Origin of the sequence: Mesorhizobium sp. M0088, assembly GCF_040322895.1 — a bacterium.
GTDB lineage: Bacteria > Pseudomonadota > Alphaproteobacteria > Rhizobiales > Rhizobiaceae > Mesorhizobium.
Map to the genome: position 1 here is coordinate 62,754 of NZ_JAMYUI010000019.1, position 23,388 is coordinate 86,141.

23 protein-coding genes are annotated in these 23,388 nt (G+C 62.4%); 15 read left to right on the plus strand and 8 right to left on the minus strand.

Going from position 1 to position 23,388, the window contains the following annotated elements:
• The first annotated feature begins 110 nt into the window (after positions 1 to 110).
• The 5 genes from NKJ67_RS22600 to hflX all read left to right on the plus strand — a co-directional run bounded on the left by NKJ67_RS22600 (position 111) and on the right by hflX (position 6,485).
• The gene (locus NKJ67_RS22600; protein ID WP_352583177.1) at positions 111 to 2,396 is read left to right on the plus strand and encodes a sensor histidine kinase NtrY-like; all 2,286 of its coding nucleotides are present in this window, start codon (positions 111 to 113) and stop codon (positions 2,394 to 2,396) included.
• A complete protein-coding gene (gene ntrX / locus NKJ67_RS22605; protein ID WP_023812026.1) occupies positions 2,386 to 3,747 on the plus strand; it encodes a nitrogen assimilation response regulator NtrX in 1,362 nt (453 codons plus the stop codon). Before NKJ67_RS22600 ends, ntrX begins: the two co-directional genes overlap by 11 nt.
• A gap of 91 nt (positions 3,748 to 3,838) precedes the next feature.
• Complete coding sequence (locus tag NKJ67_RS22610; protein ID WP_256746237.1) at positions 3,839 to 4,702, plus strand: D-amino-acid transaminase; 864 nt, start codon at positions 3,839 to 3,841, stop codon at positions 4,700 to 4,702.
• A gap of 145 nt (positions 4,703 to 4,847) precedes the next feature.
• Entirely contained in the window at positions 4,848 to 5,093 is a 246-nt protein-coding gene (hfq, locus tag NKJ67_RS22615) for an RNA chaperone Hfq (protein ID WP_006202172.1), read from the plus strand.
• Positions 5,094 to 6,485, plus strand: coding sequence for a GTPase HflX (gene hflX, locus NKJ67_RS22620; RefSeq protein WP_127272395.1), 1,392 nt, complete (start codon positions 5,094 to 5,096; stop codon positions 6,483 to 6,485).
• A gap of 63 nt (positions 6,486 to 6,548) precedes the next feature.
• Here hflX and mazG read toward each other — a convergent pair whose 3' ends face one another.
• From mazG to cyoA, 7 genes are all read right to left on the minus strand, one after another.
• Positions 6,549 to 7,373, minus strand: a complete 825-nt coding sequence (mazG, locus tag NKJ67_RS22625; RefSeq protein ID WP_352583179.1) for a nucleoside triphosphate pyrophosphohydrolase — start codon at positions 7,371 to 7,373, stop codon at positions 6,549 to 6,551.
• Between the two features lie 80 nt (positions 7,374 to 7,453).
• Entirely contained in the window at positions 7,454 to 8,638 is a 1,185-nt protein-coding gene (locus NKJ67_RS22630) for an amino acid aminotransferase (protein ID WP_352583181.1), read from the minus strand.
• Between the two features lie 140 nt (positions 8,639 to 8,778).
• Positions 8,779 to 9,480 carry an SURF1 family protein gene (locus tag NKJ67_RS22635; protein ID WP_352583269.1) on the minus strand — a complete coding sequence of 234 codons (702 nt, stop codon included), beginning with the start codon at positions 9,478 to 9,480 and terminating at the stop codon, positions 8,779 to 8,781.
• Between the two features lie 96 nt (positions 9,481 to 9,576).
• Positions 9,577 to 9,957, minus strand: coding sequence for a cytochrome o ubiquinol oxidase subunit IV (gene cyoD / locus NKJ67_RS22640; protein WP_352583183.1), 381 nt, complete (start codon positions 9,955 to 9,957; stop codon positions 9,577 to 9,579).
• On the minus strand, positions 9,954 to 10,580 hold the full coding sequence (gene cyoC / locus NKJ67_RS22645) for a cytochrome o ubiquinol oxidase subunit III (RefSeq protein ID WP_127397268.1): 627 nt from the start codon (positions 10,578 to 10,580) through the stop codon (positions 9,954 to 9,956). Before cyoC ends, cyoD begins: the two co-directional genes overlap by 4 nt.
• A 5-nt stretch (positions 10,581 to 10,585) precedes the next feature.
• Entirely contained in the window at positions 10,586 to 12,598 is a 2,013-nt protein-coding gene (gene cyoB / locus NKJ67_RS22650) for a cytochrome o ubiquinol oxidase subunit I (RefSeq protein ID WP_352583185.1), read from the minus strand.
• 15 nt (positions 12,599 to 12,613) lie between these two features.
• Complete coding sequence (gene cyoA / locus NKJ67_RS22655) at positions 12,614 to 13,783, minus strand: ubiquinol oxidase subunit II (RefSeq protein WP_352583187.1); 1,170 nt, start codon at positions 13,781 to 13,783, stop codon at positions 12,614 to 12,616.
• Positions 13,784 to 13,949: 166 nt separating this feature from the next.
• Between cyoA and NKJ67_RS22660 the strand changes: the two genes are divergently transcribed.
• From NKJ67_RS22660 to NKJ67_RS22705, 10 genes are all read left to right on the plus strand, one after another.
• The gene (locus NKJ67_RS22660) at positions 13,950 to 15,263 is read left to right on the plus strand and encodes an MFS transporter (protein ID WP_127268838.1); all 1,314 of its coding nucleotides are present in this window, start codon (positions 13,950 to 13,952) and stop codon (positions 15,261 to 15,263) included.
• Positions 15,260 to 16,582: an ATP-binding protein gene (locus NKJ67_RS22665; RefSeq protein WP_352583189.1), complete on the plus strand. Its 1,323-nt coding sequence runs from the start codon at positions 15,260 to 15,262 to the stop codon at positions 16,580 to 16,582. The genes NKJ67_RS22660 and NKJ67_RS22665 overlap by 4 nt, the downstream gene beginning before the upstream one ends.
• A complete protein-coding gene (locus tag NKJ67_RS22670; protein ID WP_127321068.1) occupies positions 16,572 to 17,105 on the plus strand; it encodes a response regulator transcription factor in 534 nt (177 codons plus the stop codon). The genes NKJ67_RS22665 and NKJ67_RS22670 overlap by 11 nt, the downstream gene beginning before the upstream one ends.
• A gap of 220 nt (positions 17,106 to 17,325) precedes the next feature.
• Entirely contained in the window at positions 17,326 to 17,871 is a 546-nt protein-coding gene (locus NKJ67_RS22675; RefSeq protein WP_127321069.1) for a sigma-70 family RNA polymerase sigma factor, read from the plus strand.
• Positions 17,868 to 18,641, plus strand: a complete 774-nt coding sequence (locus tag NKJ67_RS22680) for an anti-sigma factor family protein (protein WP_127272302.1) — start codon at positions 17,868 to 17,870, stop codon at positions 18,639 to 18,641. The genes NKJ67_RS22675 and NKJ67_RS22680 overlap by 4 nt, the downstream gene beginning before the upstream one ends.
• Before the next feature lie 23 nt (positions 18,642 to 18,664).
• The gene (locus NKJ67_RS22685; protein WP_127271130.1) at positions 18,665 to 19,381 is read left to right on the plus strand and encodes a Bax inhibitor-1/YccA family protein; all 717 of its coding nucleotides are present in this window, start codon (positions 18,665 to 18,667) and stop codon (positions 19,379 to 19,381) included.
• 204 nt (positions 19,382 to 19,585) lie between these two features.
• Complete coding sequence (locus tag NKJ67_RS22690) at positions 19,586 to 20,488, plus strand: aldose 1-epimerase family protein (RefSeq protein WP_352583192.1); 903 nt, start codon at positions 19,586 to 19,588, stop codon at positions 20,486 to 20,488.
• A 5-nt stretch (positions 20,489 to 20,493) separates the two neighbouring features.
• Positions 20,494 to 20,964, plus strand: a complete 471-nt coding sequence (locus tag NKJ67_RS22695; RefSeq protein WP_352583194.1) for a hypothetical protein — start codon at positions 20,494 to 20,496, stop codon at positions 20,962 to 20,964.
• A gap of 50 nt (positions 20,965 to 21,014) precedes the next feature.
• Complete coding sequence (locus tag NKJ67_RS22700; protein WP_352583271.1) at positions 21,015 to 21,677, plus strand: glutathione S-transferase family protein; 663 nt, start codon at positions 21,015 to 21,017, stop codon at positions 21,675 to 21,677.
• 64 nt (positions 21,678 to 21,741) lie between these two features.
• Positions 21,742 to 22,398 carry an imm11 family protein gene (locus NKJ67_RS22705; RefSeq protein WP_352583196.1) on the plus strand — a complete coding sequence of 219 codons (657 nt, stop codon included), beginning with the start codon at positions 21,742 to 21,744 and terminating at the stop codon, positions 22,396 to 22,398.
• A 2-nt stretch (positions 22,399 to 22,400) separates the two neighbouring features.
• Here NKJ67_RS22705 and NKJ67_RS22710 read toward each other — a convergent pair whose 3' ends face one another.
• Complete coding sequence (locus tag NKJ67_RS22710; protein ID WP_352583198.1) at positions 22,401 to 23,312, minus strand: agmatinase; 912 nt, start codon at positions 23,310 to 23,312, stop codon at positions 22,401 to 22,403.
• Between the last annotated feature and the right edge of the window lie 76 nt (positions 23,313 to 23,388).

A 23,388-nucleotide genomic window follows, 5' to 3' on the forward strand; every position in this document is an offset into this window, starting at 1 on the left:
CTCTTTTCAGGGGATCGGCTCGCGAAAGATTTCCGTCTCGGTCACACTTGTTGCATAATCGCCACAATGCGTTGCATACATCCGACGCAATCATGGCTCTAGACGGCGACATGGCTCCGCAGGCACCGACAACAAACCAACCGCTCTTCAGCGAACCCGGCGCTCGTGACGGGCGCCGGCTGCTTGCGCTGCCGGGTGTGATCGCGGTCGTCGGCGCGCTGATGACGGCGGCGATCTCGTTCACCATCCTCGTTGGCGCCACGCCGATCACACCGAACGAGTCGACGACGCTGGCGTTGATTGCCCTCAACGCGGCTTTCGTCCTGTTTCTTATCGCGCTGGTCGGGCGTGAGGTGCACCGCATCCTGATGGCGCGCCGGCATGGTAAGGCCGCTTCGCGGCTGCATGTGCGCATTGTCGCCATGTTCGCCCTGGTTGCCGCCATTCCCGCCATCATGGTGGCCATCATTGCCTCGATCACGCTCGACATCGGCCTTGACCGCTGGTTCGAGATCCGCACCAAGACGATCGTCAATTCATCCCTCTCGATCGCCGACGCCTATGTCCAGGAAAATGCCCGCAACCTCCAGGGCACGACATTGTCCATGGCCTATGATCTCGATGCGTCGCGCACGCTCTACGGCCTTGATCGTACCGGCTTTCTCGACCTGATGAACAAGGAAGCCGTGGGCCGTTCGCTGGCCCATGCGGCGCTGATCAAGCCGGACGGCTCTTTCGTCATGAGCGCCAAGACCGATACGGAGTTCGCCATGCCCGAGCCGCCGGAAGGCGCGGTGGCCAGCGCTGCCGACGGCAAGCCGGTGCTGATCGAACCGAAAACGCGCAACATCATGGGCGCCATCGTCAAGCTGCGGGAGATCGAAGGGCTCTATCTCTACACCATTCGGCTCGTCGATCCCGAAGTGATCAAGGCACGGCAGATCGTCAGGTCCAACACCGACGAATATCGGGGGCTGGAAGATAACCGCCGTACCTCGCAGGTGGCCTTCGCGCTGCCCTATCTGTCGCTGACGCTCATCATCATCCTGTCCGCGATCTGGACCGGCATTGCGGTCGCCGACCGTCTGGTGCGGCCTATTCGCCAGCTCATCGGCGCCGCCGACGAGGTGGCGACCGGCAATCTCGACGTCGCGGTTCCCGTCAGGCCTTCGGACGGCGATGTCGCCTCGCTCGGCGATACCTTCAACAAGATGCTTCTCGAACTGAAATCGCAGCGCAATGAGATCCTGTCGGCCAAGGACCTGATCGACGAACGGCGCCGCTTTTCCGAAGCCGTGCTTGCCGGCGTTACCGCCGGCGTCATCGGCGTCGATCCCTACGGCATCGTCACCATCGTCAACCGCTCGGCCGAGGCGATGCTGGCGATTTCGGCCAGCGCAGCCCTTGGGCAGAATCTTTCCGCCGTGCTGCCGCATGTCGGCCGCGTCTTCGAGATCGGTCGCAAGTCCGGCAAACCCGTCTATCGCGAGCAGGTGACCTTTTACCGCGCCGGTGCCGAGCGGACCTTCAACGTGCAGATCACCATCGAGGCCCGCGACGACGGTTCGGAGGAAAAATCCTATGTCGTGACGGTCGACGACATCACCGACCTGGTTCAGGCGCAGCGCTCGTCGGCCTGGGCTGATGTGGCACGGCGTATCGCCCACGAGATCAAGAACCCGCTGACGCCGATCCAGCTCTCGGCCGAACGCATCAAGCGCCGTTACGGCAAGGTGATTACCGAGGACCGCGAGGTTTTCGACCAATGCACCGACACCATCATCCGTCAGGTTGAGGATATCGGCCGTATGGTCGACGAATTCTCGGCGTTCGCGCGCATGCCAAAGCCCGAGATGAAGGCGATAGATCTGCGCGAATCGCTGCGTGAGGCCTCGTTCCTGGTCGAGGTCAGCCGCGCCGACATCACTTTCGAGCGGATCTTCGGCACCGAGCCGCTCAAGGGCACTTTCGACAGCCGCCTGATGGCGCAGGCTTTCGGCAATGTGATCAAGAACGCCGCCGAGGCCATCGACGGATTGGAACAGAAGGACGGTTCGCACGGCATAATCCGGATTCAAGCCGCGCGCCAGAATGGTGCGATTCGAATCGACGTCATCGACAATGGCAAAGGCCTGCCGCGCGAGAATCGCCAACGGCTGCTCGAGCCCTACATGACCACACGCGAGAAGGGCACCGGACTTGGCCTCGCTATCGTCAAGAAGATCGTGGAGGACCATGGCGGCAGGCTGGAACTACACGATGCTCCAGCGGACTTCCACGATGGGCGCGGCGCGATGATCAGCATCATCCTGCCGCCTGCGGCCGCAACGGCTCCGCGCAGCGAAAGCAGGGCGGAAAACGAAAGAGAAACTGAAAAGGTCGGTAATGGCGTCTGATATTCTCATCGTCGATGACGAGGAAGACATCCGTGAACTCGTCGCGGGCATACTGAGCGACGAAGGTCACGAAACCCGCACGGCATTCGATGCCGACAGCGCGCTCGCTGCTATAGCTGATCGCGCGCCGCGGCTGATTTTCCTCGATATCTGGCTGCAGGGCTCGCGCCTGGACGGGCTGGCGCTGCTCGACGAGATCAAGACCATGCATCCGACCTTGCCGGTGGTGATGATTTCCGGCCACGGCAACATCGAAACGGCGGTCTCCGCCATCCGGCGCGGCGCCTATGACTTCATCGAAAAGCCGTTCAAGGCCGACAGGCTGATCCTTATTGCCGAGCGTGCGCTGGAGACCTCGAAATTGCGGCGCGAGGTTTCCGACCTCAAGCTGCGCAGCGGCGAAACCTTCGATCTGATCGGCATGTCGTCGGCGATGAGCCAGTTGCGCCAGACCATCGAACGCGTCGCGCCGACCAACAGCCGCGTGATGATCATCGGACCGTCGGGTTCGGGCAAGGAACTGGCCGCGCGCGCCATCCACACGCTGTCGGCGCGCAAGAGCGCACCTTTCGTGACGCTGAGCGCCGCCAACATCACGCCCGAGCGCATGGAGATCGAGCTGTTCGGCACCGAATCGAATGGCGTCGAGCGCAAGGTCGGCGCGCTGGAGGAGGCCCATCGCGGTATCCTCTACATCGACGAGGTGGCCGACATGCCGCGCGAGACGCAAAACAAGATCCTGCGCGTGCTGGTCGAGCAGCAGTTCGAGCGGGTAGGGGGAACCAAGCGGGTCAAGGTCGATGTCCGCATCATCTCCTCGACCTCGCAGAACCTCGAAGCGATGATTGCCGACGGGCGTTTCCGCGAGGATCTTTACCATCGCCTCGCGGTGGTTCCGGTCATCGTGCCGGGATTGGCCGAGCGGCGCGAGGATATTCCCTACCTCGTCGACAATTTCATGAAGCAGATCGCCCGCCAGGCCGGCATCAAGCCGCGCCGCATCGGCGACGACGCGCTGGCCGTGCTGCAGGCGCACAACTGGCCGGGCAACGTTCGCCAGCTGCGCAACAATGTCGAGCGCCTGATGATCCTTGCGCGCGGCGACGACGTCGATGCGCCGATCACCGCCGATCTGTTGCCGGCCGAGATCGGCGATGTCATGCCGCGCACGCCGAATCAATCCGACCAGCACATCATGGCGCTGCCGTTGCGCGAAGCGCGTGAGCAGTTCGAGAAGGACTACCTGATCGCCCAGATCAACCGTTTCGGCGGCAACATCTCGAAAACCGCCGAGTTCATCGGCATGGAGCGCTCCGCACTGCACCGCAAGCTGAAGTCGCTGGGCGTCTGACGCGGGTTAGCCGCGCCTGGGCCAAGCATTTGCCGGTTACGGCCGCGGTGGAATCGCATAAGAAAGCCCCAGAATTTCCTAGAGGTTGCCCATGCCGCGCATTGCCTATGTCAACGGGCGCTATGTCACGCACGCCGACGCTGCAGTGCATATCGAGGATCGCGGCTATCAGTTCGCCGACGGTGTCTATGAGGTCTGCGAGGTGGCGCATGGCTTCATCGTCGACATGCCGCGCCATCTGGCCCGGCTGAACCGCTCGCTGACCGAATTGTCGATCGCCTGGCCAGTCACCTCTCGAGTGCTGCCGCTTATCCTGCGCGAGGTGGTCAACCGCAACCATGTCGCCAACGGCCTGGTCTATGTCCAGGTGACGCGGGGCGTCGCCAGCCGCGACTTCGTCTTCCCTTCCGCCGACACCAAGCCGGCCCTGGTGGTGACCGCCAGGAAGGCCGACCCCGCAGCCGGAGCAAAGCGCGCCGAGACCGGCATCGCGGTCATCACCGTGCCGGAGAACCGCTGGGACCGCGTCGACATCAAGACCGTCGGGCTGCTGCCCAATGTATTGGCCAAGCAGAAGGCAAAGGAGGCCGGTGCGCAGGAAGCCTGGTTCGTCGACGCCGAAGGTAACGTCAAGGAAGGCGGCTCGTCCAACGCCTGGATCGTCACCAGGGACGGCGTCCTGGTCACCAGGCCGGCCGAGCACGGCATCCTGCGCGGCATCACCCGCACGACCATGTTCGAAGTGGCGGCCAAGCTCGGCCTGAAGATCGAGGAGCGCGGCTTTTCCGTCGCCGAGGCCAAGGCGGCACGCGAGGCGTTCATCAGCTCCGCAACGACACTCGCCATGCCGGTGGTGGCTATCGACGGCGATACGGTCGCCAATGGGCACCCCGGCTCAATAACACTTTCCTTGCGGCAGGCCTTTTTTGACATTGCGGAAAAAAGTCCAGCCTGATAACCGCACAGGTGGAATGAACATCAATATATCTCGTTCTGCTTGTCGTTACTGACGACAAGACGGTGTTTGCGAGCTTGACATGCGCCCGTTAATTTGGCGCATTGGCTTGCAAACCGAAGGGGATCGGCGAAAGACAAGAACAATGGCGGAACGATCGCAAAACCTTCAGGACCTGTTCCTGAATTCAGTTCGCAAGAGCAAGAACCCGCTCACCATCTTCCTTATCAACGGCGTCAAGCTGACCGGCGTGGTCACTTCGTTCGACAATTTCTGTGTCCTGCTGCGCCGTGACGGTCACTCCCAGCTCGTCTACAAGCACGCCATTTCCACGATCATGCCGAGCCAGCCGGTTCAGATGTTCGATGGCGAGGAAAGCCAGGGCGCCTGATTGGCACGTGAGAAAGACGCGGACGCCACCGTTCGCGGGAAACCAACGCATCATCCCGGGACGGAAGCCAAGGGCCCGACCCGGGCTGTTGTCATTGTGCCCGTCCTTACCCGCCACCAGCGCAACGACGACGAGACCAACCGTCCTCGGCTGATGCGTTCGGCTGATGCTCGTCACGACGAGGCCGTCGGCCTTGCCCGCGCCATCAACCTGGATCTGATCCACACTGCGGTGGTGACCGTCAACGATCCGCGCCCGGCGACGCTGCTCGGCAGCGGCAAGGTTGCGGAGTTCGCGGAAATCGTCAAAGAGGGACATGCGGAAGTGGTCGTCGTCGACCATCCGCTGACCCCGGTGCAGCAGCGCAATCTCGAAAAAGAGCTGAACGCCAAGGTGCTGGACCGCACCGGGCTGATTCTTGAGATCTTCGGCGAGCGCGCACGCACCAAGGAAGGCACGCTGCAGGTCGAACTCGCCCATCTCAACTACCAGAAGGGCCGCCTCGTGCGCAGCTGGACCCATCTGGAGCGCCAGCGCGGCGGCGCCGGCTTCCTCGGGGGCCCCGGTGAAACGCAGATCGAATCCGACCGGCGGCAGCTGCAGGAAAAGATCATCAAGCTGAAGCAGGAGCTGGAAACGGTGCGGCGCACGCGCGACCTGCACCGCGCCAAGCGCAGGAAGGTGCCGTTCCCGGTGGTGGCGATCGTCGGCTACACCAATGCCGGCAAGTCGACGCTGTTCAACCGGCTGACCGGGGCGGATGTGCTGGCGCAGGACATGCTGTTCGCCACGCTCGACCCGACGCTGCGCCGCGTGCGCCTCCCACATGGCACGCCGATCATCCTCTCCGATACGGTCGGCTTCATTTCGGACCTGCCGACGCATCTGATCGCGGCTTTCCGCGCCACCCTGGAAGAGGTGGTCGAGGCCGATCTCGTGCTTCATCTGCGCGATATTTCCGATCCGGACACTGCGGCACAGGCGGAAGATGTCGAGCGCATCCTCGCCGACCTCGGTGTCGACGCCGGCGACGCCAAGCGCGTGATCGAAGTGTGGAACAAGATCGACCGGCTCGACGAAGGCAACCGGACCCGGCTGCTTGCAGACGGCGCCGATGCCAACAAGGCGCCGCCGATTGCGGTGTCGGCGGTGACCGGCGAGGGCATCGATGCGCTGAAGGCGATCATCGAAACACGGATGGCGGGCGAACTCGAAGACCTCACCGTGACGATCGAGCCGGCCCAGTTCGGCCTTGTCGACTGGCTTTACCGCAATGGCGATGTCGTTTCGCGAAGCGACAATGACGACGGCAGCGCCACCATCTCGCTCAAGGCCACGCAAAGCGCGCGCGAAGAGATCGAAAGCAGATTGCGTCGTAAAAACAACGGGTAATCCGGAGCAATTCCAGGAAAAAGTGTATAGCGGTTTTCCGTCCGGAATTGCCCGAAAGAGAGATTACTTCGCGGTCTTTGCTTCCTGCCAGAGCGCTTCCATCTCGGCCAGATCAGCCTTTTCTAGTGTGCTACCGGATTTTTCCAGAGCTTGTTCGACATAGTGGAAGCGCGAGCGGAATTTTTCGTTGGTGCCGCTTAGCGCTGCTTCGGAATCGAGCTTGAGGTGACGGCCGAGATTGACGACCGCAAACAGCATGTCGCCGAACTCATCCTTGATCGAGGCGGTGTCGCCCTTGGCCAGCGCCTCGCGCAATTCGCCGATCTCTTCCTCGATCTTGTCGAGGATGGGCGCTGCCTCGCTCCAGTCGAAGCCGACGCGGGCGGCCTTCTCCTGAAGTTTCAGCCCCCGGGTCAGCGCGGGCAGGGCGACCGGAACGCTGTCCAGAAACCCCTTGCCGTTGTCTTCGGGATCGAGACCACGCGCGAGGCGGGCGCTTCGTTTCTCCGCCTTCTCTTCGGCCTTGATCTTTTCCCACATGCCCTTGGCCATGCCGGCGTTGCGGGCTTTCTCGTCGCCGAAGACATGCGGATGGCGGCGGATCATCTTCGTCGTGATGGCTTGCACCACATCCGGGAAGGCGAATTCACCGGCCTCCTCGGCCATCTGCGCGTGATAGACAACCTGCAGCAGAAGGTCGCCGAGCTCGTCGCGCAGATCGTCAAGGTCGCCGCGCGCGATGGCGTCCGCCACCTCATAGGCTTCCTCAATCGTGTAGGGCGCGATGGTCGAGAAATCCTGTTCGATGTCCCAGGGACAGCCGGTCTTCGGCGCCCGCAGCGCCGCCATGATCTCGATCAGGCGCGAAATGTCTTTCGATGGTGTCATAGGGCTGATGCTATCGCGCGGCCGGCCGCGCGGCCAACGCTGTCAGCCGGCGAGAGTGCCTTGTCCACAGGCGAGCCACGTCAGTCGAGCACAGAAACGATCGCCTTGGCGAGCTCGTCCATGCCGTCTTCGGGCAGGCCGGCGACGTTGATGCGGCTGTCGCCGACCATATAGATGCCGTGCTCGGCACGCAGTCGCTCGACCTGCGCTTCCGTGAGCCCAAGGCGGGAGAACATGCCGCGATGGCTGGCGACGAAATCGAAACGGTCGGAATTCGACTGCCGGCGCAGCGCCTCGGCGAACTGCACGCGTAGCCTGAGCATGCGCAGCCGCATCTCTTCAAGTTCGGCTTCCCAGTCGGCGCGCAAGGCGGCATCTTCGAGCACGATGCGCACGGCGGCAGCGCCATGGTCCGGCGGCATCGAATACATGGCGCGCGCCGCCGACAGCATCTGGCTCATCGCCACATCCGCCTGTGCGCCGTCCCTGGCCAGGATCATCGCCGCGCCGACGCGGTCGCGGTAGACGGCGAAATTCTTCGAGCAGCTCGAGGCGACGACCATTTCCGGAACTTTTGCCGCCAGCAGGCGCAAGCCGAGCGCATCGGCCTCGAGCCCATCGCCAAAGCCCTGATAGGCGATGTCGACAAACGGCAGCAGCTCGCGCTCGACGACCAGATCGGAAACGGCTGCCCACTGGCCCGCATCCAGATTGGCGCCGGTCGGGTTGTGGCAGCAGCCATGCAGCAGCACGACGTCGCCGCTGTTTGCGGTCCGCAGCGCTGCCAGCATGTCGTCGAAGCGAACAGCGCCCGAGGCGGCGTCGAAATAGGGGTATTCACGGATCTGCAGGCCGGCGGCGCGCATCACCGGCATGTGGTTCGGCCAGGTCGGGTCCGACAGCCAGATGGTTGCATCCGAGCGTGTCCGCTTCAGCAGTTCCGCCACCAGCCGCAGTGCGCCGGAGCCGCCGGGCGCTTGTGCAGCGCGGATGCGCGTCATGTCGGCGCCTGGACCGAAGGCGAGCTTGGCCATCACCGTGTTGAAGCCGGTGTCGCCGGCAAGACCGAGATAGGCCTTGGTGTCCTGAACCTGCAGCAGGCGCTTTTCCGCTTCGCGCACGGCGCGCATGACCGGCGTCTTGCCGTCGCGATCCTTGTAGACGCCGACACCGAGATCGACCTTGTCTGGACGCGGATCGGCTCGATAAAGGCCGATCAGGGCCAGGATCTTGTCGGCGGGGGCGGGCTGCAGGGCTTCAAACATCGCTAGGGCTCCAATAGCGGCGGAGTGATACGCAAATCGGTCGCGTTTCGCCAGCGGTTTTAGCTAGGTGCTCCAGCCTGAGACGGGGGTGCCGGGAAGCCTGCCCTGCCTGCTCCTTTCAGCTTTGCCTCGGCCAGCGGTCAGCCCCCGCCGTGTTTCCCAGTCTGCCGCAACAGATAGACGACCGCGCCCAGCACCATCAAGGCCAGCCCGAACCATGTCAGGGCATAGGCCAGATGGTTGTTGTGGAACGAAACGACCGTCAGGCCGCCGACCGGCCACCCTCCCGGATTGGGCGCGGCATCGGCATCGATGAAATAAGGAGCGACCTGCCCGAGGCCTTGCGTCGTGGCGATTGCCTGCACATCGCGCGAATACCAGCGGTTGGCGGCCGGATCGTTGTTGCGCAGGAAGCCGCCCTTCGGTTCGGTCAGGCGCAGCAGGCCGCGAATTCCGGTGTGATCGCCCGAGGGCTTGCCTTCGAGGCGGGTTGCCGGATCGCGCTTGTCCGTCGGCACGAAGCCCCTGTTCACCAGAATCGTGAAGCCATCATCCGCTCGGAACGGCGCCATTACCCAGAAACCACCGCCGCGATCGGTGACCGCCTGGACCAGGGTCTCGCGATCACCGAGAAACCGGCCCGTGACGGCAAGCTGGCGATACTCGTCATCCCTGGCGTTGATCTCTGACCAGGCCGAAGGCGCCGGGGCGGCCACAGGTACTGCCTTGAGACGATGGTCGACACGCTCGATCAGGTCGAGTTTCCAGACGCGGCGCTCCAGCTGCCAGACACCAAGCGCCGAAAAGCCGGTGATGCCGATGGCCCCGCAAAGGCAAAGCACCAACAGCGTCCATGGTGAACGCGTAACCCTTTGGCCGTCGCCTGTATTCGAATGCGGTGTCGTCCGCGCCTGTTCGTCCAAAGCCAGGTCCCTCTCTCAGGGTATCTGACTCATGTCATGGCCGGGCATCATGTTGACGTTCAGATGGTACATGACCCAGAGCGAGCCCGTCAGCGCGATCACCACCAGGATGAGGGTGAAGATCAGGGCCATCATGGTCCAGCCGCTCTCCGACCTGGTGTTCATATGCAGAAAGAACACCATGTGGACGATGATTTGCACGACGGCGAAGGCCATGATGGCAATCGCCGAAGCCATCTGATTGCCGAGTGCGTTGGTCATGACCAGCCAGAAGGGAATGGCGGTCAGCACGACGGACAGGCCGAAGCCTGTCAGATAGCCGCGCAGCGAGCCGTGGTCGACGCCGTGATGCGCGTGGCTCTGGTCGCTGGTGTCTGTGTGGTGGCCGGCGCTCATCGCAACATTCCCATCAGATAAACGAAGGTGAAGACGCCGATCCAGATGACGTCGAGGAAATGCCAGAACATGCTCAGGCACATCAGGCGCCGCTGGTTCGCGGCGATCAGCCCGTGCCTGGAGACCTGCACCATCAGCACCACCAGCCAGACCAGGCCGAAGGTGACGTGCAGGCCGTGCGTTCCGACCAGCGTGAAGAACGACGACAGGAAGCCGCTGCGCTGCGGCGTCGCCCCCTCGTGGATGAAATGGGCGAATTCGTAGAGTTCGATGCAGAGAAAGGCGAGGCCGAACAGGCCAGTGATCACCAGCCACACCTGCATGGGCTTCACCCGTCCCTTCGCCATCTCCAGCATCGCGAAGCCGTAGGTGATGGAGGACAGGAGCAGCATGGTGGTGTTGAGCGCGACCAGCGGAAGATCGAACAGATCCTTTGGCGCGGGTCCGGCCGCGTAATTGCCACCGAGCACGCCGTAGACCGCAAACAGCATCGCGAAGATGAGGCAGTCGCTCATCAGGTAGATCCAGAAGCCGAGCATGGTGCTGCTGCCGCTCTCGGCATGGCCGTGGTCGTCTTCCAGGTGGAAGACCGTGTCGTCGATCACCGTGTCGGCGTGTGCCATGGTGCTTATCCCGCCTGGCTGGTGGCTGCGAGCAGGCGTGTCCGCTCGTCCTCGACGCGGGTGACGTCACTGGACGGAATGTGGAAGTCCCGGTCGTAGTTGAAGGTATGCGCGATGGCGTAGCCGATCAGGGCGACGAAGCTGACGATCGCCAGCCACCAAATGTACCAGATGAGCGCCATGGCAAGCACCACGCTCAACCCGGCCAGGACGACGCCGGCTCCGGTGTTGCGCGGCATGTGGATGTCGCGGAAGCCCGTCAACGGACGCTGGTAGCCGCGATTCTTCATGTCCGCCCAGGCGTCGAGATCGTGGACGACCGGCGTGAAGGCGAAATTGTAGGCCGGGGGCGGCGACGAGGTTGCCCATTCGAGGGTGCGCCCGTCCCAGGGATCACCGGTATCGTCGCGAAGCTGCTCGCGCCGCCGCACGCTGACGAAGATCTGGATGAGGAAGGATAGGATCCCAAGCAGGATCAGGAAGGCGCCGAAGGCGGCGATAATGAACCAGATCTGCAGCGAGGGATCCTCAAAGGTGCGCAGCCGGCGCGTTACGCCCATCAAGCCGAGGATGTAGAGCGGCATGAAGGCGAACCAGAAGCCGACCACCCAGAACCAGAACGACATCTTTCCCCAGAACGGATCGAGCCGGAAGCCGAATGCCTTGGGGAACCAGTAGCTGATGCCGGCAAACAGGCCGAACAGCACGCCGCCGATGATGACGTTGTGGAAATGCGCGACCAGGAACAGGCTGTTGTGGAGCACGAAGTCGGCCGGCGGAACCGCGAGCAGCACGCCGGTCATGCCGCCGACGACGAAGGTCAGCATGAAGGCGACCGTCCACATCATCGGCAGTTCGAAGCGGATGCGGCCGCGGTACATGGTGAACAGCCAGTTGAATATCTTGGCGCCTGTCGGGATCGAAATGATCATCGTTGTGATGCCGAAGAACGAGTTGACGCTCGCTCCCGATCCCATGGTGAAGAAGTGATGCAGCCAGACCAGGTAGGACAGGATGGTGATGACGACTGTCGCGTAGACCATCGACGTGTAGCCGAAGAGCCGCTTGCCGCAGAAGGCCGAGGTCACTTCCGAAAATATGCCGAAGGCCGGCAGGATCAGGATGTAGACCTCGGGGTGGCCCCAGATCCAGATCAGGTTCACGTACATCATCGGATTGCCGCCGAAGTCGTTCGTGAAGAAGTTGGTGCCGACATAGCGGTCGAGAGCCAGCAGGGCCAGCACCGCCGTCAGCACCGGGAAGGCGGCGACGATGAGCACATTGGTGCAAAGCGCGGTCCAGGTGAAGATCGGCATTCTCATCATGGTCATGCCAGGCGCGCGCATCTTGACGATGGTGCAGACCAGGTTCACGCCCGACAGCAGCGTGCCGACGCCCGCCACTTGCAGGGCCCAGATATAATAATCGACACCGACATCGGGACTGTAGCCGATCCCCGACAACGGCGGATAGGCAAGCCAGCCGGTGCGGGCGAATTCGCCGACGAACAGCGACATCATGACGATGACCGCGCCGCCGACCGTCATCCAGAAGCTGAAATTGTTGAGGAACGGAAACGACACGTCGCGGGCGCCGATCTGCAGCGGGACGACGAAATTCATCAGGCCCGTCACCAGCGGCATCGCCACGAAGAAGATCATGATCACGCCGTGCGCGGTGAAGATCTGGTCGTAGTGATGCGAATTGAGATAGCCTTCCGAACCGCCGAAGGCCATCGCCTGCTGGAGCCGCATCATGATGGCGTCGCTGAAGCCGCGCAGCAGCATGACGATGCCGAGCACCATGTACATCACGCCGATGCGCTTGTGGTCGACGCTGGTGAACCATTCGCGCCACAGATAGCCCCAGAGCTTGAAATAGGTCAGTGCGCCGACGAGTGCCACGCCGCCCAGCGCGACGACCATGAAGGTCGCGACCACGATGGGTTCGTGCAGCGGCAGCGACTCGAGCGTAAGCCGGCCGAAGATCGCCTTGAGAAAAGCAGGATTGTCGAACATGTCTTGCGTGGCGCCTCAGGAGTTGAAGGGCGACCGAAGCGTCCCGGTTGCGGAAGGTGACGGCAGTCGGATCGACAGGGGCAGTGGCCGTTGCAGACCGGCGCCGACTATCGGCGTCGAGATCATCGGCGTGGCGGATTGATCGGCCTTCGAAGCCGCCAGTGCTTCTTCGGTCGTGCATATGCTGGCGACATAGGATGGGGCAGGGCCGAATATCGTGCCGCGCCGGGCGAACTTGTCATACAGCAGCGGCAGGGTGTTGCGGATGCCGGCCATTCCCAGACCGCCCTTGGCATCGATCTGCGACATCTCGCTCATGCACATCTTGCCGGGCTCGACGCACATGTTGAGGATCGCCTTGTAGAGATCGGCATCCACCGCCGCATAGTGGCGCACGGGTTGGTTCTCGCTGGGCTGTTCGAGTTCCAGATAGCCGTTTCGGTCGAGCTTGCCGCCGCCGTCCTTTGCCTTCGCGATCCATGCCTGGAAACCGGCATCGTCCAGGCCGTGGAACGCGAAGCGCATTCCCGAGAAGCCGGCGCCGCTGTAGTTGGCGGAGAACCCTTCATAGTCGCCGGACTTGTTTATGACCGCGTGCAGCCTGGTTTCCATACCCGGCATTGCATAGATCTGGCCGGCCAGTGCTGGAATGTAGAAGGAGTTCATCACCGATGCGGAGGTGATGCGAAAGCTGATCGGCCGGTCGACCGGCGCAGCCAGTTCGTTGACCATGGCGACGCCGTACTCCGGATAGATGAACAGCCATTTCCAGTCGAGCGCGACGACTTCGACCTCAAGCGGACGCACGTCCGGCGGCAGCGGCTTGCCGGCCGCTACACGTCCGATCGGGCGATAGGGGTCGAGCAGATGGGTGCCCATCCAGGTCACTGCGCCCAGGCAGATTATGATCAGAAGCGGCACAGCCCAAATGACGAGTTCGAGGTGGGTCGAGTGGTCCCAATCCGGCTCGTAGCGCGCCTCGCGGTTGGACTGGCGGTATCGCCAGGCAAAGAATATGGTGAGAGCCATCACCGGTATGATGACGATCAGCATCAGTGCCGTGGACACCATCAGCAGGTCGCGCTGCTGCGCGGCGACGTCGCCGGCAGGGTTCATGACGACCATGCTGCAGGAGCCGAGCGATGCCAGCAGGGGCAGCAGGAAAAGGGTACGGAGACGGCTCAATGTATGACCTGTCGGTTGTTCCCCCCAGTGCTAACCGTACCGCGGCAATGAAGGCATTGGACAATTTGTCCAATGCCGCAATGACGCGGCAGGCGTCATCAAAGCACCTGGCCCGCGCACATGGCAAGCGATCGTATGAGACCGCGGCGGGGCGACGGAGAATGCTGTGAGCCCAACTTCGAAGATCGAAGCCGACGCAAGACGGATCAACGCGCGGCATCATGAGGTGAAGCCCGGCGAAATCGCTGTCGGCGTCATCATCGGCAGGACGTCGGAATTCTTCGACTTCTTCGTCTACGCGATCGCTTCCGTCATCGTTTTTCCGAAGCTCGTATTTCCTTATGCCGACCCGTTGACCGGCACGCTCTACTCCTTCGCCATCTTCGCGCTTGCCTTCATCGCGCGGCCGATCGGGACGGCGATCTTCACCGCGCTCGACCGCGCCTACGGACGCAGCGCCAAGCTCACCATCGCGCTGTTCCTGCTGGGGACCTCGACCGTGTCGATAGCCTTCGTGCCCGGTTACGACCAGATCGGCCAGGCTTCGGCCTGGCTGCTGGCCATGTTCCGGATCGGTCAGGGACTGGCGCTGGGCGGGACATGGGACGGACTTGCCTCGCTGCTGGCGTTGAATGCGCCCGAAAAGCGCCGCGGCTGGTATGCGATGATCCCGCAGCTGGGCGCACCACTCGGGCTCATCGTTGCCAGCGCCCTGTTTGCATATTTCGTCGGCAACCTGTCGGCCGAAGACTTCTTCAGCTGGGGCTGGCGCTACCCGTTCTTTGTCGCCTTCGCCATCAATGTCGTCGCCCTGTTCGCACGGCTGCGCATCGTGGTGACGCCGGAATACACCAAACTGTTCGAAGGCCAGGAACTGGAGCCGACTTCCGTCCGCGAAACGTTGCGCGCCGAAGGGCGCACTGTCGTGCTCGGCGCCTTCGCGCCGCTGGCGAGCTTCGCCCTGTTCCACATGGTGACGGTGTTTCCTCTGTCCTGGATTTTCCTGTTCACGCGCGAGGGACCGGCCCGGTTCCTCGTCATCGAGACGATCGGAGCCTTCTTCGGCCTGGCGGCAATCGCGATCTCGGGCTTCGTCGCCGACCGGGTTGGGCGCTGGCCCTTGCTCGGAGGCTCGGCGGTGGCCATTGCCGTGTTCAGCGGTTTCGCGCCACAGCTGCTCGATGGCGGCTTCGTCGGAGAGTCCGTCTTCATGGTCTTGGGCTTCGTCCTGCTCGGCCTGTCGTTCGGCCAGTCTTCAGGAGCACTCGCCTCGAACTTTTCAAAGACCTACCGCTATACAGGGGCGGCGCTGACCTCGGATCTCGCCTGGCTGTTCGGGGCGGGCTTCGCCCCCATAGTCGCCCTGTTCCTGTCCGCCCATTTCGGGCTGATCTCATCAGGCGCCTATCTGTTGTCGGGAGCGCTATGCACGTTGCTTGCGCTGAGACTCAATCAGCGCCTGGATCGGACGCCCGCTTGAGTGACCTGCTTGGCCAGGGCTGGGGACCTCCCGGCCCAATGACGTTGCACGACAAGACCAACAAACAGAATTTTCTGCTTCTGATTCAACTGCGCTGGATCGCGGTCGGTGGTCAGATCGTGACGATCCTGTTCGTCCGCTACGTGCTCGGCATTGGATTGCCGCTGGTCCCGATGGCGGTGGTGATCCTGCTGCTGATCGCTCTCAATGTCGCCAGCCTGCGCCGGCACAGCAGCCAGGACGCGATCACCAACACCGAGCTGTTTCTTGGACTGCTGCTCGACGTCACCGCGTTGACGGTCCAGCTTTACCTGAGCGGCGGCGCGTCCAATCCCTTCATTTCGCTTTACCTGCTCCAGGTCATCCTGGGCGCGGTGCTGCTGGAGACATGGTCGGTTTGGGCGCTTGTCTTCATTGCAAGCACGTGCTTCATCGCGCTGACTACTTTTTACCGTGAGATCAGCCTGCCCGCCGCACACGGTGCCGGGCTGTTCAGCCTGCACATCCAGGGCATGTTCATCTGTTTCGTCCTGGCGGCAACGCTTCTGGTGCTGTTCATCACCAGGGTCCAGAACAACATTCGCACCCGCGACGCCCATCTTGCGGATTTGCGCCAGCAGTCGGCGGAGGAGGCTCACATCGTCAGGATGGGCCTGCTCGCCTCCGGTGCCGCGCATGAGCTCGGCACGCCGCTGGCCACGCTTTCCGTCATCCTCAATGACTGGCAGCGCATGCCGGCTCTCGAGGCAGATCCGGATCTGGCGCAGGAAATCCGGGAGATGCAGGGCCAGTTGGACCGTTGCAAGAAGATCGTTTCGGGAATCCTGATGTCGTCGGGCGAATTGCGCGGCGAAGGCACGGTTCGCACCTCCGTCGACGCGTTCCTGGCGGAGCTGGTGGCCGAATGGAAATCGACACGGCTGCCGCAAGGTTTCGAATACACCAGGCGTTTCGGCGCCAACCAGGAGATCGTCTCCGATCCCGCGCTCAAACAGGTGATGTTCAATGTACTGGACAACGCACTTGAAGCGTCGCCTCTATGGGTCGGGTTGATCGTCAGCCGCCACGCGGACGATCTCATCGTCGAAGTTGTCGACTCGGGACCAGGATTTGAAGAAGCCATGCTTGCAGAATTCGGCAAGCCCTACACGTCGACCAAGAACCGGCCAGGTAGCGGGCTCGGCCTGTTTCTGGTCGTCAATGTCATCCGCAAGCTGGGGGGTACCGTCACCGTAAGAAATAGAACCGAGGGGGGAGCTTCGGTTACGTTGCATCTGCCACTGGCTGCTCTGTCTCCACGAGGGCACAATGCCGACTAAACGCACGCTGTTGATCGTCGAGGACGACATCGCCTTTGCCAACGCACTGCGCCGGTCTTTCGAACGGCGTGACTACGAAACGCATAGCTGCCGGAGCGTCGACGGCGTGCATGCGCTGATCGGCACCGTTGCCTTCCAATATGCCGTCGTCGATCTCAAGCTCGCCAGCGGCTCGGGCCTGGAATGCGTCAGGGCGCTGCACGAGCACGATCCTGAAATGCGGATCGTCGTGTTGACCGGCTTTGCAAGCATCGCCACCGCTGTCGAGGCGATCAAGCTCGGCGCCTGCCAGTATCTCGCCAAACCCGCCAATACAGACGACATTGAAGCGGCTTTCGGCCAGGTCGAAGGCAATGCTTCGGTGCCGCTCGCCGAGCGACCAACCTCGATAAAGAACCTCGAATGGGAGCGCATCCACGAGACGTTGGTGGAGGCCGACTTCAACATTTCGGAGACGGCACGACGGCTGGGCATGCACCGCCGGACTCTGGCGCGGAAGCTGGAGAAGAGGCGTGTGAAGTAGGCACGATCTACTGCATTCCAGTCGCCACATTGGGCTCACTGCCGCCATGCCTGCCATCGATGCACCGATGGAAATCACCCGCACAACGATTCCGGGAGCTTGTATTCTCGGCTTCATCATGCGGTTCTAGGGATAGCCCCTCGATGCTGCGAGGCGAGGGTAGAGGCGAACGATGTCCTCAAAGGGAAAAAATTGGCAGGGCAGGGATTAAAATCCCTACATGCTCCGTAAACAGGACATGAAACCGCCGGTGCCACGCTTTGACATCATAGGACAGCTCGGTTCGCTGCGTCGCTATGCGCGCTCGCTGACGCGCGACAGCACCGACGCCGAGGATCTTGTCCATGACGCGCTGGTGCGCGCCTATGAGCGGCGCAGCACGTTCCGCTCCGGCGGAAACCTGCGCGCGTGGCTGCTGTCGATCGTCCACAACACCTTCATCGACAAGATGCGGTCCCGCAAGTCCGAAGCGTCGCGCGTCGAACAGGCTGGATACCTGGCCGACGGCAGCACGCCGGCACCACAGGAGCATTCGGTGCGCCTGGCGCAGGTGCGCGAGGCTTTTTTCAGCCTGCCGGAAGAACAGCGTTCAGCGCTGCACCTCGTCGCCATCGAAGGCCTCTCCTATCAACAGGCCGCCGATGCCAGCGGCGTGCCGCTCGGCACGCTGATGTCCCGCATCGGCAGGGCGCGCGCCGCACTGCGCGAGATGGAGGAGCCGGCGAAGGCAAAAAACCACCTCAGGATCGTTGGAGGCCCGTCATGACCGCAACTGTCGATCCCGTGACCGATATCGACCTCGACGCCTATGTCGACGACCAGGTCGACGTTACCCGCCGCATCGAGGTCGAAGCATTCTTGTCCGCTCGCCCGGAGGCGGCGGCGCGCGTGATGTCGGATCTCAGGACCCGCGATGAACTGCGCGTGGCGCTTGCCGGCTCCAAGGGCATGGCGCGCCCTGCGACCGCCGATGCCGCGCGGCGGCTGGAGAGGGGGCTTGCCCGCGGCCGGCTCTTCGGCGTGTTGCAGCGCGCGGCGGCGGTCGCCGGCTTCGTCGCCGCCGGCTGGCTGGCAAACGGCATCATCGGGCCGATGTCGGTGACCAAGGTTGTCGCCTCGCCGCAGCCGCCCGCCTATGTCGACGAGGCGGTGCAGGCCCACAGGACGACGCTGGTGCGCGAGAGCATGCCATCGCAGGCGGAAACGCCCAATTACAACGCCGGCGAAATCCGCGCCGCCACTGCCATCGTCATGCCGTCGCTGCCGACGGATTGGAGGGTGCGCGACGTGCAGATCTATCCGTCGCGCTTTGGGCCGAGCGTCGAGATGGCGGTCGAGACGAAAGACATGGGGCTGGTGTCGCTGTTTGCGATCCGGCCCGGAACCTTCGACGTCGTCAAGCCGGCGATAGCGCCCTCGGGCGACATTTCGTCGGCCTATTTCCAGATCGGCGATGTCGCCTATGCGGTGGTCGGACGAAGCGAGGTCCACGACCTCGACCGCGCCGCCGAGACGCTTGCCAAGACGCTTTACTGATCGATCCACAAAGGAGAACGCAAATGAACACCCCCAATCTGGGATATCGCGTCGGCGCCGGCGCCCAAACCGGAGCCATCTTCGACGAGGGCCTGCGCCAGCATATGCTGCGCGTCTACAACTACATGGGCGTCGGCCTGGTGGTCACCGGCCTCGTCGCCTTCATGATCTCATCGACGCCGGCGCTCTACGTGCCGATCTTCTCCAGCCCGCTGAAATGGGTGGTGATGCTGGCACCGCTCGCCTTCGTCTTGCTGTTCTCGTTTAAAATGCAGACCATGTCGGCGGCGAGTGCCCAGGCGATGTTCTGGGCCTTCTGCGCGGTCATGGGCCTGTCGCTCGCCTCCGTGTTCCTGGTCTTCACCGGAACCAGCATCGCGCGCACCTTCTTCATCGCCGCCACCATGTTCGGCGCCACCAGTCTCTACGGCTACACGACAAAGCGCGACCTGACCCAGTTCTCGTCGTTCCTGATCATGGGCCTGATCGGCGTGGTGATCGCCAGCATCGTCAACATCTTCCTCGGCTCGACCGCGCTGCAGTTCGCCATCTCGGTGATCGGCATCGCCGTGTTCATCGGCCTGACCGCCTGGGATACGCAGACGATCAAAGAACAGTATGCCGAGAATTTCGACGCGGAATCGCGCCAGAAACTTGCCGTCTTCGGCGCCTTCTCGCTCTATCTGAACTTCATCAACATCTTCCAGCTGCTGCTGAACTTCACTGGCGAACGCGAGTAATCCGGACCGTAGCAGGCAACATTTCGCAACTTACCGTGGCCGGAGGGAAACCTCCGGCCACGGTTTTTTATTTGAGGCAGCATTTGCCATGTGCGGTGGATCGTTCATCGCGGCTGACTGAGACGCGATGTAAATCTGCCGCTCTTGAGTTCGCACGTCCCCTTTTGCTAGCCTGCCGGCCACGCCAGATAGCCGCGAGGACGCATGGAACAGGACAGCCTGACGCTTCACGGTGACGGCATCTCGGCGACTGTTGTCGGGCAGGGCGCCGAACTTGTCTCCCTACGCGATGCCGACGGCACAGAGTTTCTGTGGCAGGCCGGTCCGGAATGGCGGCGTCACTCGCCGGTGCTGTTTCCAATCGTCGGCCGGCTGAAGGGCGACCAACTGCGCCATCGCGGCCAGACCTATCCGATGACCCAGCACGGCTTCGCGCGCGACAAGCCGTTCGCCTGGGCGCAGAGGGGACCACGATCCTGCACGTTGGTGCTCACCGACGATGCCGATACCCGCGCGCACTACCCCTTCGCCTTTCGCCTGGCAGTGACTTACACGCTGGACCGCCATCAGCTTGATGTGACCTTCGACATCACCAACACCGGCGATGAGCCGCTGCCGGCATCGATCGGGGCGCACCCGGCGTTCAATTGGCCTTTGCTTCCGGATCTGACCAAGACGGATTACCAGCTGACCTTTGCCTCCGCCGAGCAAGCGCCGATCCGCCGCCTGAAGGACGGCCTGCTGCTGAAAGCGCCACAACCGACGCCTGTGGAAGGCAAAAGGCTGGCACTCTCCGAAAGGCTCTTCGGCGAGGACGCGGTGATCATGGATCGGCCCGTCAGTTCCAGCGTGCGCTACGCTGCCGAGAGCGGTCCCGCGATCGAGATGTTGTGGCAGGGATTCCAGGAATTGGGTATCTGGTCCAAACCCGGCGGCGCGCCATTTCTTTGCATCGAACCCTGGCATGGCCTTGCAAGCCCGGTGGATTTCGATGGTGAGTTTATCGATAAGCCTAGCGTGATGTTGATCGAGCCTGCCGCGAAGCGTGTTCTGAGCTATCAGGTACGTCTGCTGCAGCGTCGTGCGCGAATGGCTGAATTGGAGTGAGCCCAGTGAATTCTGAAACAATCGAGATCTACCATCCACGTGGTGTTTCGAATTTGGGCCAATGGGACATTGGCGGTCTCAAGCTCAAAGTCTATGGCCTCGTCGCAGACAACAAGAAGGTCGACGGACCCATGGTGACCCTGGCACAGTCATTCGTGCGACAGGAGGTTCTGCCGCGTGTGGTGGACGAGGGTGACGACAATGGCATGGGCTTTGTGATTATTCATCCTGGCGAGCTGGGTGTTTCCATCTCGGTTCACTGGTGGATACAAGGTTCGGTGCTTTGTCAGCATATCTATCGGAAGCTGTATTCCGCCGCCGAACCGATGGATACGGTAAAGAGACCTGTTGTTGCCTGTGTTTGGGAATTGGCTCTGATGAATGCCGAGCAGGAAGCTTGGCGAAAAACGATGATGAAAAGCGAGCCCAGTCCGTCAGGATACATGGACGCTCGAGCTGGCTTCGAAGCTGCATAGAGACCGCCCATGATCGACTATGGCGTGGTCGCTCAGACCGTCGGTGCCCAATGAAGCTGTATTTCAGCCGCAATCCCAACCCTCGGCTCGCGGTCGCGGTGGCACGCTACCTCGACGCGAAAGTCGAATTTGAATTCGCCTCGCCATTCGCTCCGGGGCAAGCGGAGAAATTTCGCCGGTTAAATCCCAATCTCTCGCTGCCCATCCTCGCGGAAGAAGAGGGAAAAAGCCTCTGGGAGGCAGACGCCATAGCCTGCCGGCTCTCGCGCGATGCGCATTCGGATTTCTGGCGCACCGGCGATGACGAACCCGAGATGATCCGCTGGCTGAGCTGGGGCAAGGAGCACTTCGCACTCGCTTGCGACACGGTGCATTTCGAACGTGGGACCAAACAGCGGTACGGCATCGGCCCGATCGATCAGAAGCGGGTGGAGGAGGGCCTAAACCAATTCCATACGGCCGCGGCAATACTCGACGCCGTGCTTGCCGAGCGGCAGTGGCTGGTCGGGAATTCGGTTTCCTATGCCGATTTTCGAATGGCGACCTTTCTGCCGTTCAACGATGCCGCCAGATTGCCGCTCGACGATTATTCCTCTGTCAGCCGCTGGTACCGTCGGCTTGAAGACATCGGCCCCTGGCGTGACCCTTTCAAGGGGATGGATGCACCCGAATTGCCGCCGGTGCCGCAAACGGCTGTCGCGGACCAGCGGTGAGAACGCGCGCGAAGAGCCGCGCAGCAGGCCGAGCCTACCAAGGCAGTGATGTGCGGGGGATCGGATGAATATCTATGTCCTGAGCGTGGTCGAAGGACAGGAATGGGTCCTTCCCCGACAGGCGGACGACTACCAGCTGTTTTCGACGCTCTGCGGCCGGAAGCAGACACAATGGCATCCGCCCGGGATGGAGATCCTGTGCGAACACGACGACGGTACGCTCCGGCAATATTCAGATTTTCCATGGCTTGGCGAGCATGTGCTCATCCTGCGGGCGAGGGCGTTGAAGTTGCTTCGGCCAACCCTCGAACCGTACGGTGAATTCCTGCCGCTTCGTGCCGACGAGGCCATATCGCTCTTCAATGTCACCACTGTGATCGATGCGCTGGACGAGGAACGTTCAAAGATCGTTCGCTTTGACGATGGCGGCATAATGGTGATCGAAAGCCTCGTCCTTCGAGCGGACGCAATCGGCGGTACCGAGATATTCAAGCTGCCCGAGCGTGCCGATGGGGTGCGAATATCCGATATCTATCTGCAGGAGACGATCGTACGCCGGATCGGGGAGCTTGGGCTCAAGGGCATTGCTTTCAACTTGGTTTGGAGCGACGAGCCGGCCGGACAAGGCAGGATCGAGTACCCAGGTGTGGAAAAGGGCATTTCAACCGCAAGCTCGCTCACGCGCCTTTGGGCCGGTCTGCGGCGAAAAGCAGGGTTTTGATATCAAACCTGCCGGACGACGGTGCCGACCACATTGACGAGAAGGCGCGCGGCGGTCAGCGCTGACAGGCCGTCAATATCGGCCGGAGGATAGAACTCGACAAGGTCGAATCCTGCGATCCGGGCCCGTCTGCCGAGGCCGGCGATCAGGTCGATCACCTGCATGTAGGTTAGGCCGCCGGGTGTACGCGCCGCCACGCCCGGCATGACGCTTGGATCGAGGCTGTCGCAGTCGAGGGTGACGACAACCCGCGCGCCTTCCGGAATATGCCGGAGCGCGGCTTCGACGCCCTGAGCGTGAACCTCGCGGGCGGTCACGAAGTGGCTGCCATAGCGCCGTGCCGCTTCGATCTCGGTGATGCGTGCGCTGCCGACGCTGCGCAGGCCGACTTGCACCATGCCTGCGACATGCGGCATCTCGCTCGCCCTGCGCATCGGGCTCGAATAGCCGTGGCGTTCGCCATACACCTCGTCGCGCCAGTCGATATGGGCGTCGATCTGCAGGACCCAGACCGGCCCGTGCTCCGCAAAGCCGGCGAGGAAGGGAATGGTCATGGAACAGTCGCCGCCGATCAGGATCGGCACGGCCGACAATGCCAGGATTTCGCGCGTTTTTGCCTCGATCCTGACCCTGTTGCCGGCATTGTCATGCATGGTGGTCAAGATATCGCCGGCGTCGATGCAAGAGGCCGGCTTGCCGTCGAACAGCGGGCCGCCGAGATCGAAATCCCAGTGCTCGACGAACGCGGCATCGTCCTGGCTCGCAACGCGGATCGCATCCGCCGCCAAGGCATGGCCGCGGCTGTCCTTGCCGGGATAAGTGCTGCCGTGACCGGCCCCGAAGATCACCGCGCGGGGCATGTGACCATCTGCGAGACGGTCTGGAAAGCCGAGAAAGGGAGGCGAGGGGGTCATGCCTTGATGGATCCTGATGATGCTTAGCGCACGCCGATCGGGTGCGGTTAAGTCAAGCGCCCCGGCTTCAGCTTTG

Coding starts and splice junctions, on each gene's coding strand:
- NKJ67_RS22675 (WP_127321069.1), top strand. CDS start 17,326: ATGCTCCGTAAACAGGACATGAAACCGCCGGTGCCACGCTTTGACATC.
- NKJ67_RS22685 (WP_127271130.1), top strand. CDS start 18,665: ATGAACACCCCCAATCTGGGATATCGCGTCGGCGCCGGCGCCCAAACC.
- cyoB (WP_352583185.1), bottom strand. CDS start 12,598: ATGTTCGACAATCCTGCTTTTCTCAAGGCGATCTTCGGCCGGCTTACG.
- mazG (WP_352583179.1), bottom strand. CDS start 7,373: ATGACACCATCGAAAGACATTTCGCGCCTGATCGAGATCATGGCGGCG.
- NKJ67_RS22610 (WP_256746237.1), top strand. CDS start 3,839: ATGCCGCGCATTGCCTATGTCAACGGGCGCTATGTCACGCACGCCGAC.
- cyoD (WP_352583183.1), bottom strand. CDS start 9,957: ATGAGCGCCGGCCACCACACAGACACCAGCGACCAGAGCCACGCGCAT.
- NKJ67_RS22710 (WP_352583198.1), bottom strand. CDS start 23,312: ATGACCCCCTCGCCTCCCTTTCTCGGCTTTCCAGACCGTCTCGCAGAT.
- NKJ67_RS22690 (WP_352583192.1), top strand. CDS start 19,586: ATGGAACAGGACAGCCTGACGCTTCACGGTGACGGCATCTCGGCGACT.
- NKJ67_RS22705 (WP_352583196.1), top strand. CDS start 21,742: ATGAATATCTATGTCCTGAGCGTGGTCGAAGGACAGGAATGGGTCCTT.
- cyoC (WP_127397268.1), bottom strand. CDS start 10,580: ATGGCACACGCCGACACGGTGATCGACGACACGGTCTTCCACCTGGAA.
- NKJ67_RS22630 (WP_352583181.1), bottom strand. CDS start 8,638: ATGTTTGAAGCCCTGCAGCCCGCCCCCGCCGACAAGATCCTGGCCCTG.
- NKJ67_RS22670 (WP_127321068.1), top strand. CDS start 16,572: ATGCCGACTAAACGCACGCTGTTGATCGTCGAGGACGACATCGCCTTT.
- NKJ67_RS22680 (WP_127272302.1), top strand. CDS start 17,868: ATGACCGCAACTGTCGATCCCGTGACCGATATCGACCTCGACGCCTAT.
- hfq (WP_006202172.1), top strand. CDS start 4,848: ATGGCGGAACGATCGCAAAACCTTCAGGACCTGTTCCTGAATTCAGTT.
- NKJ67_RS22600 (WP_352583177.1), top strand. CDS start 111: ATGGCTCCGCAGGCACCGACAACAAACCAACCGCTCTTCAGCGAACCC.
- ntrX (WP_023812026.1), top strand. CDS start 2,386: ATGGCGTCTGATATTCTCATCGTCGATGACGAGGAAGACATCCGTGAA.
- NKJ67_RS22700 (WP_352583271.1), top strand. CDS start 21,015: ATGAAGCTGTATTTCAGCCGCAATCCCAACCCTCGGCTCGCGGTCGCG.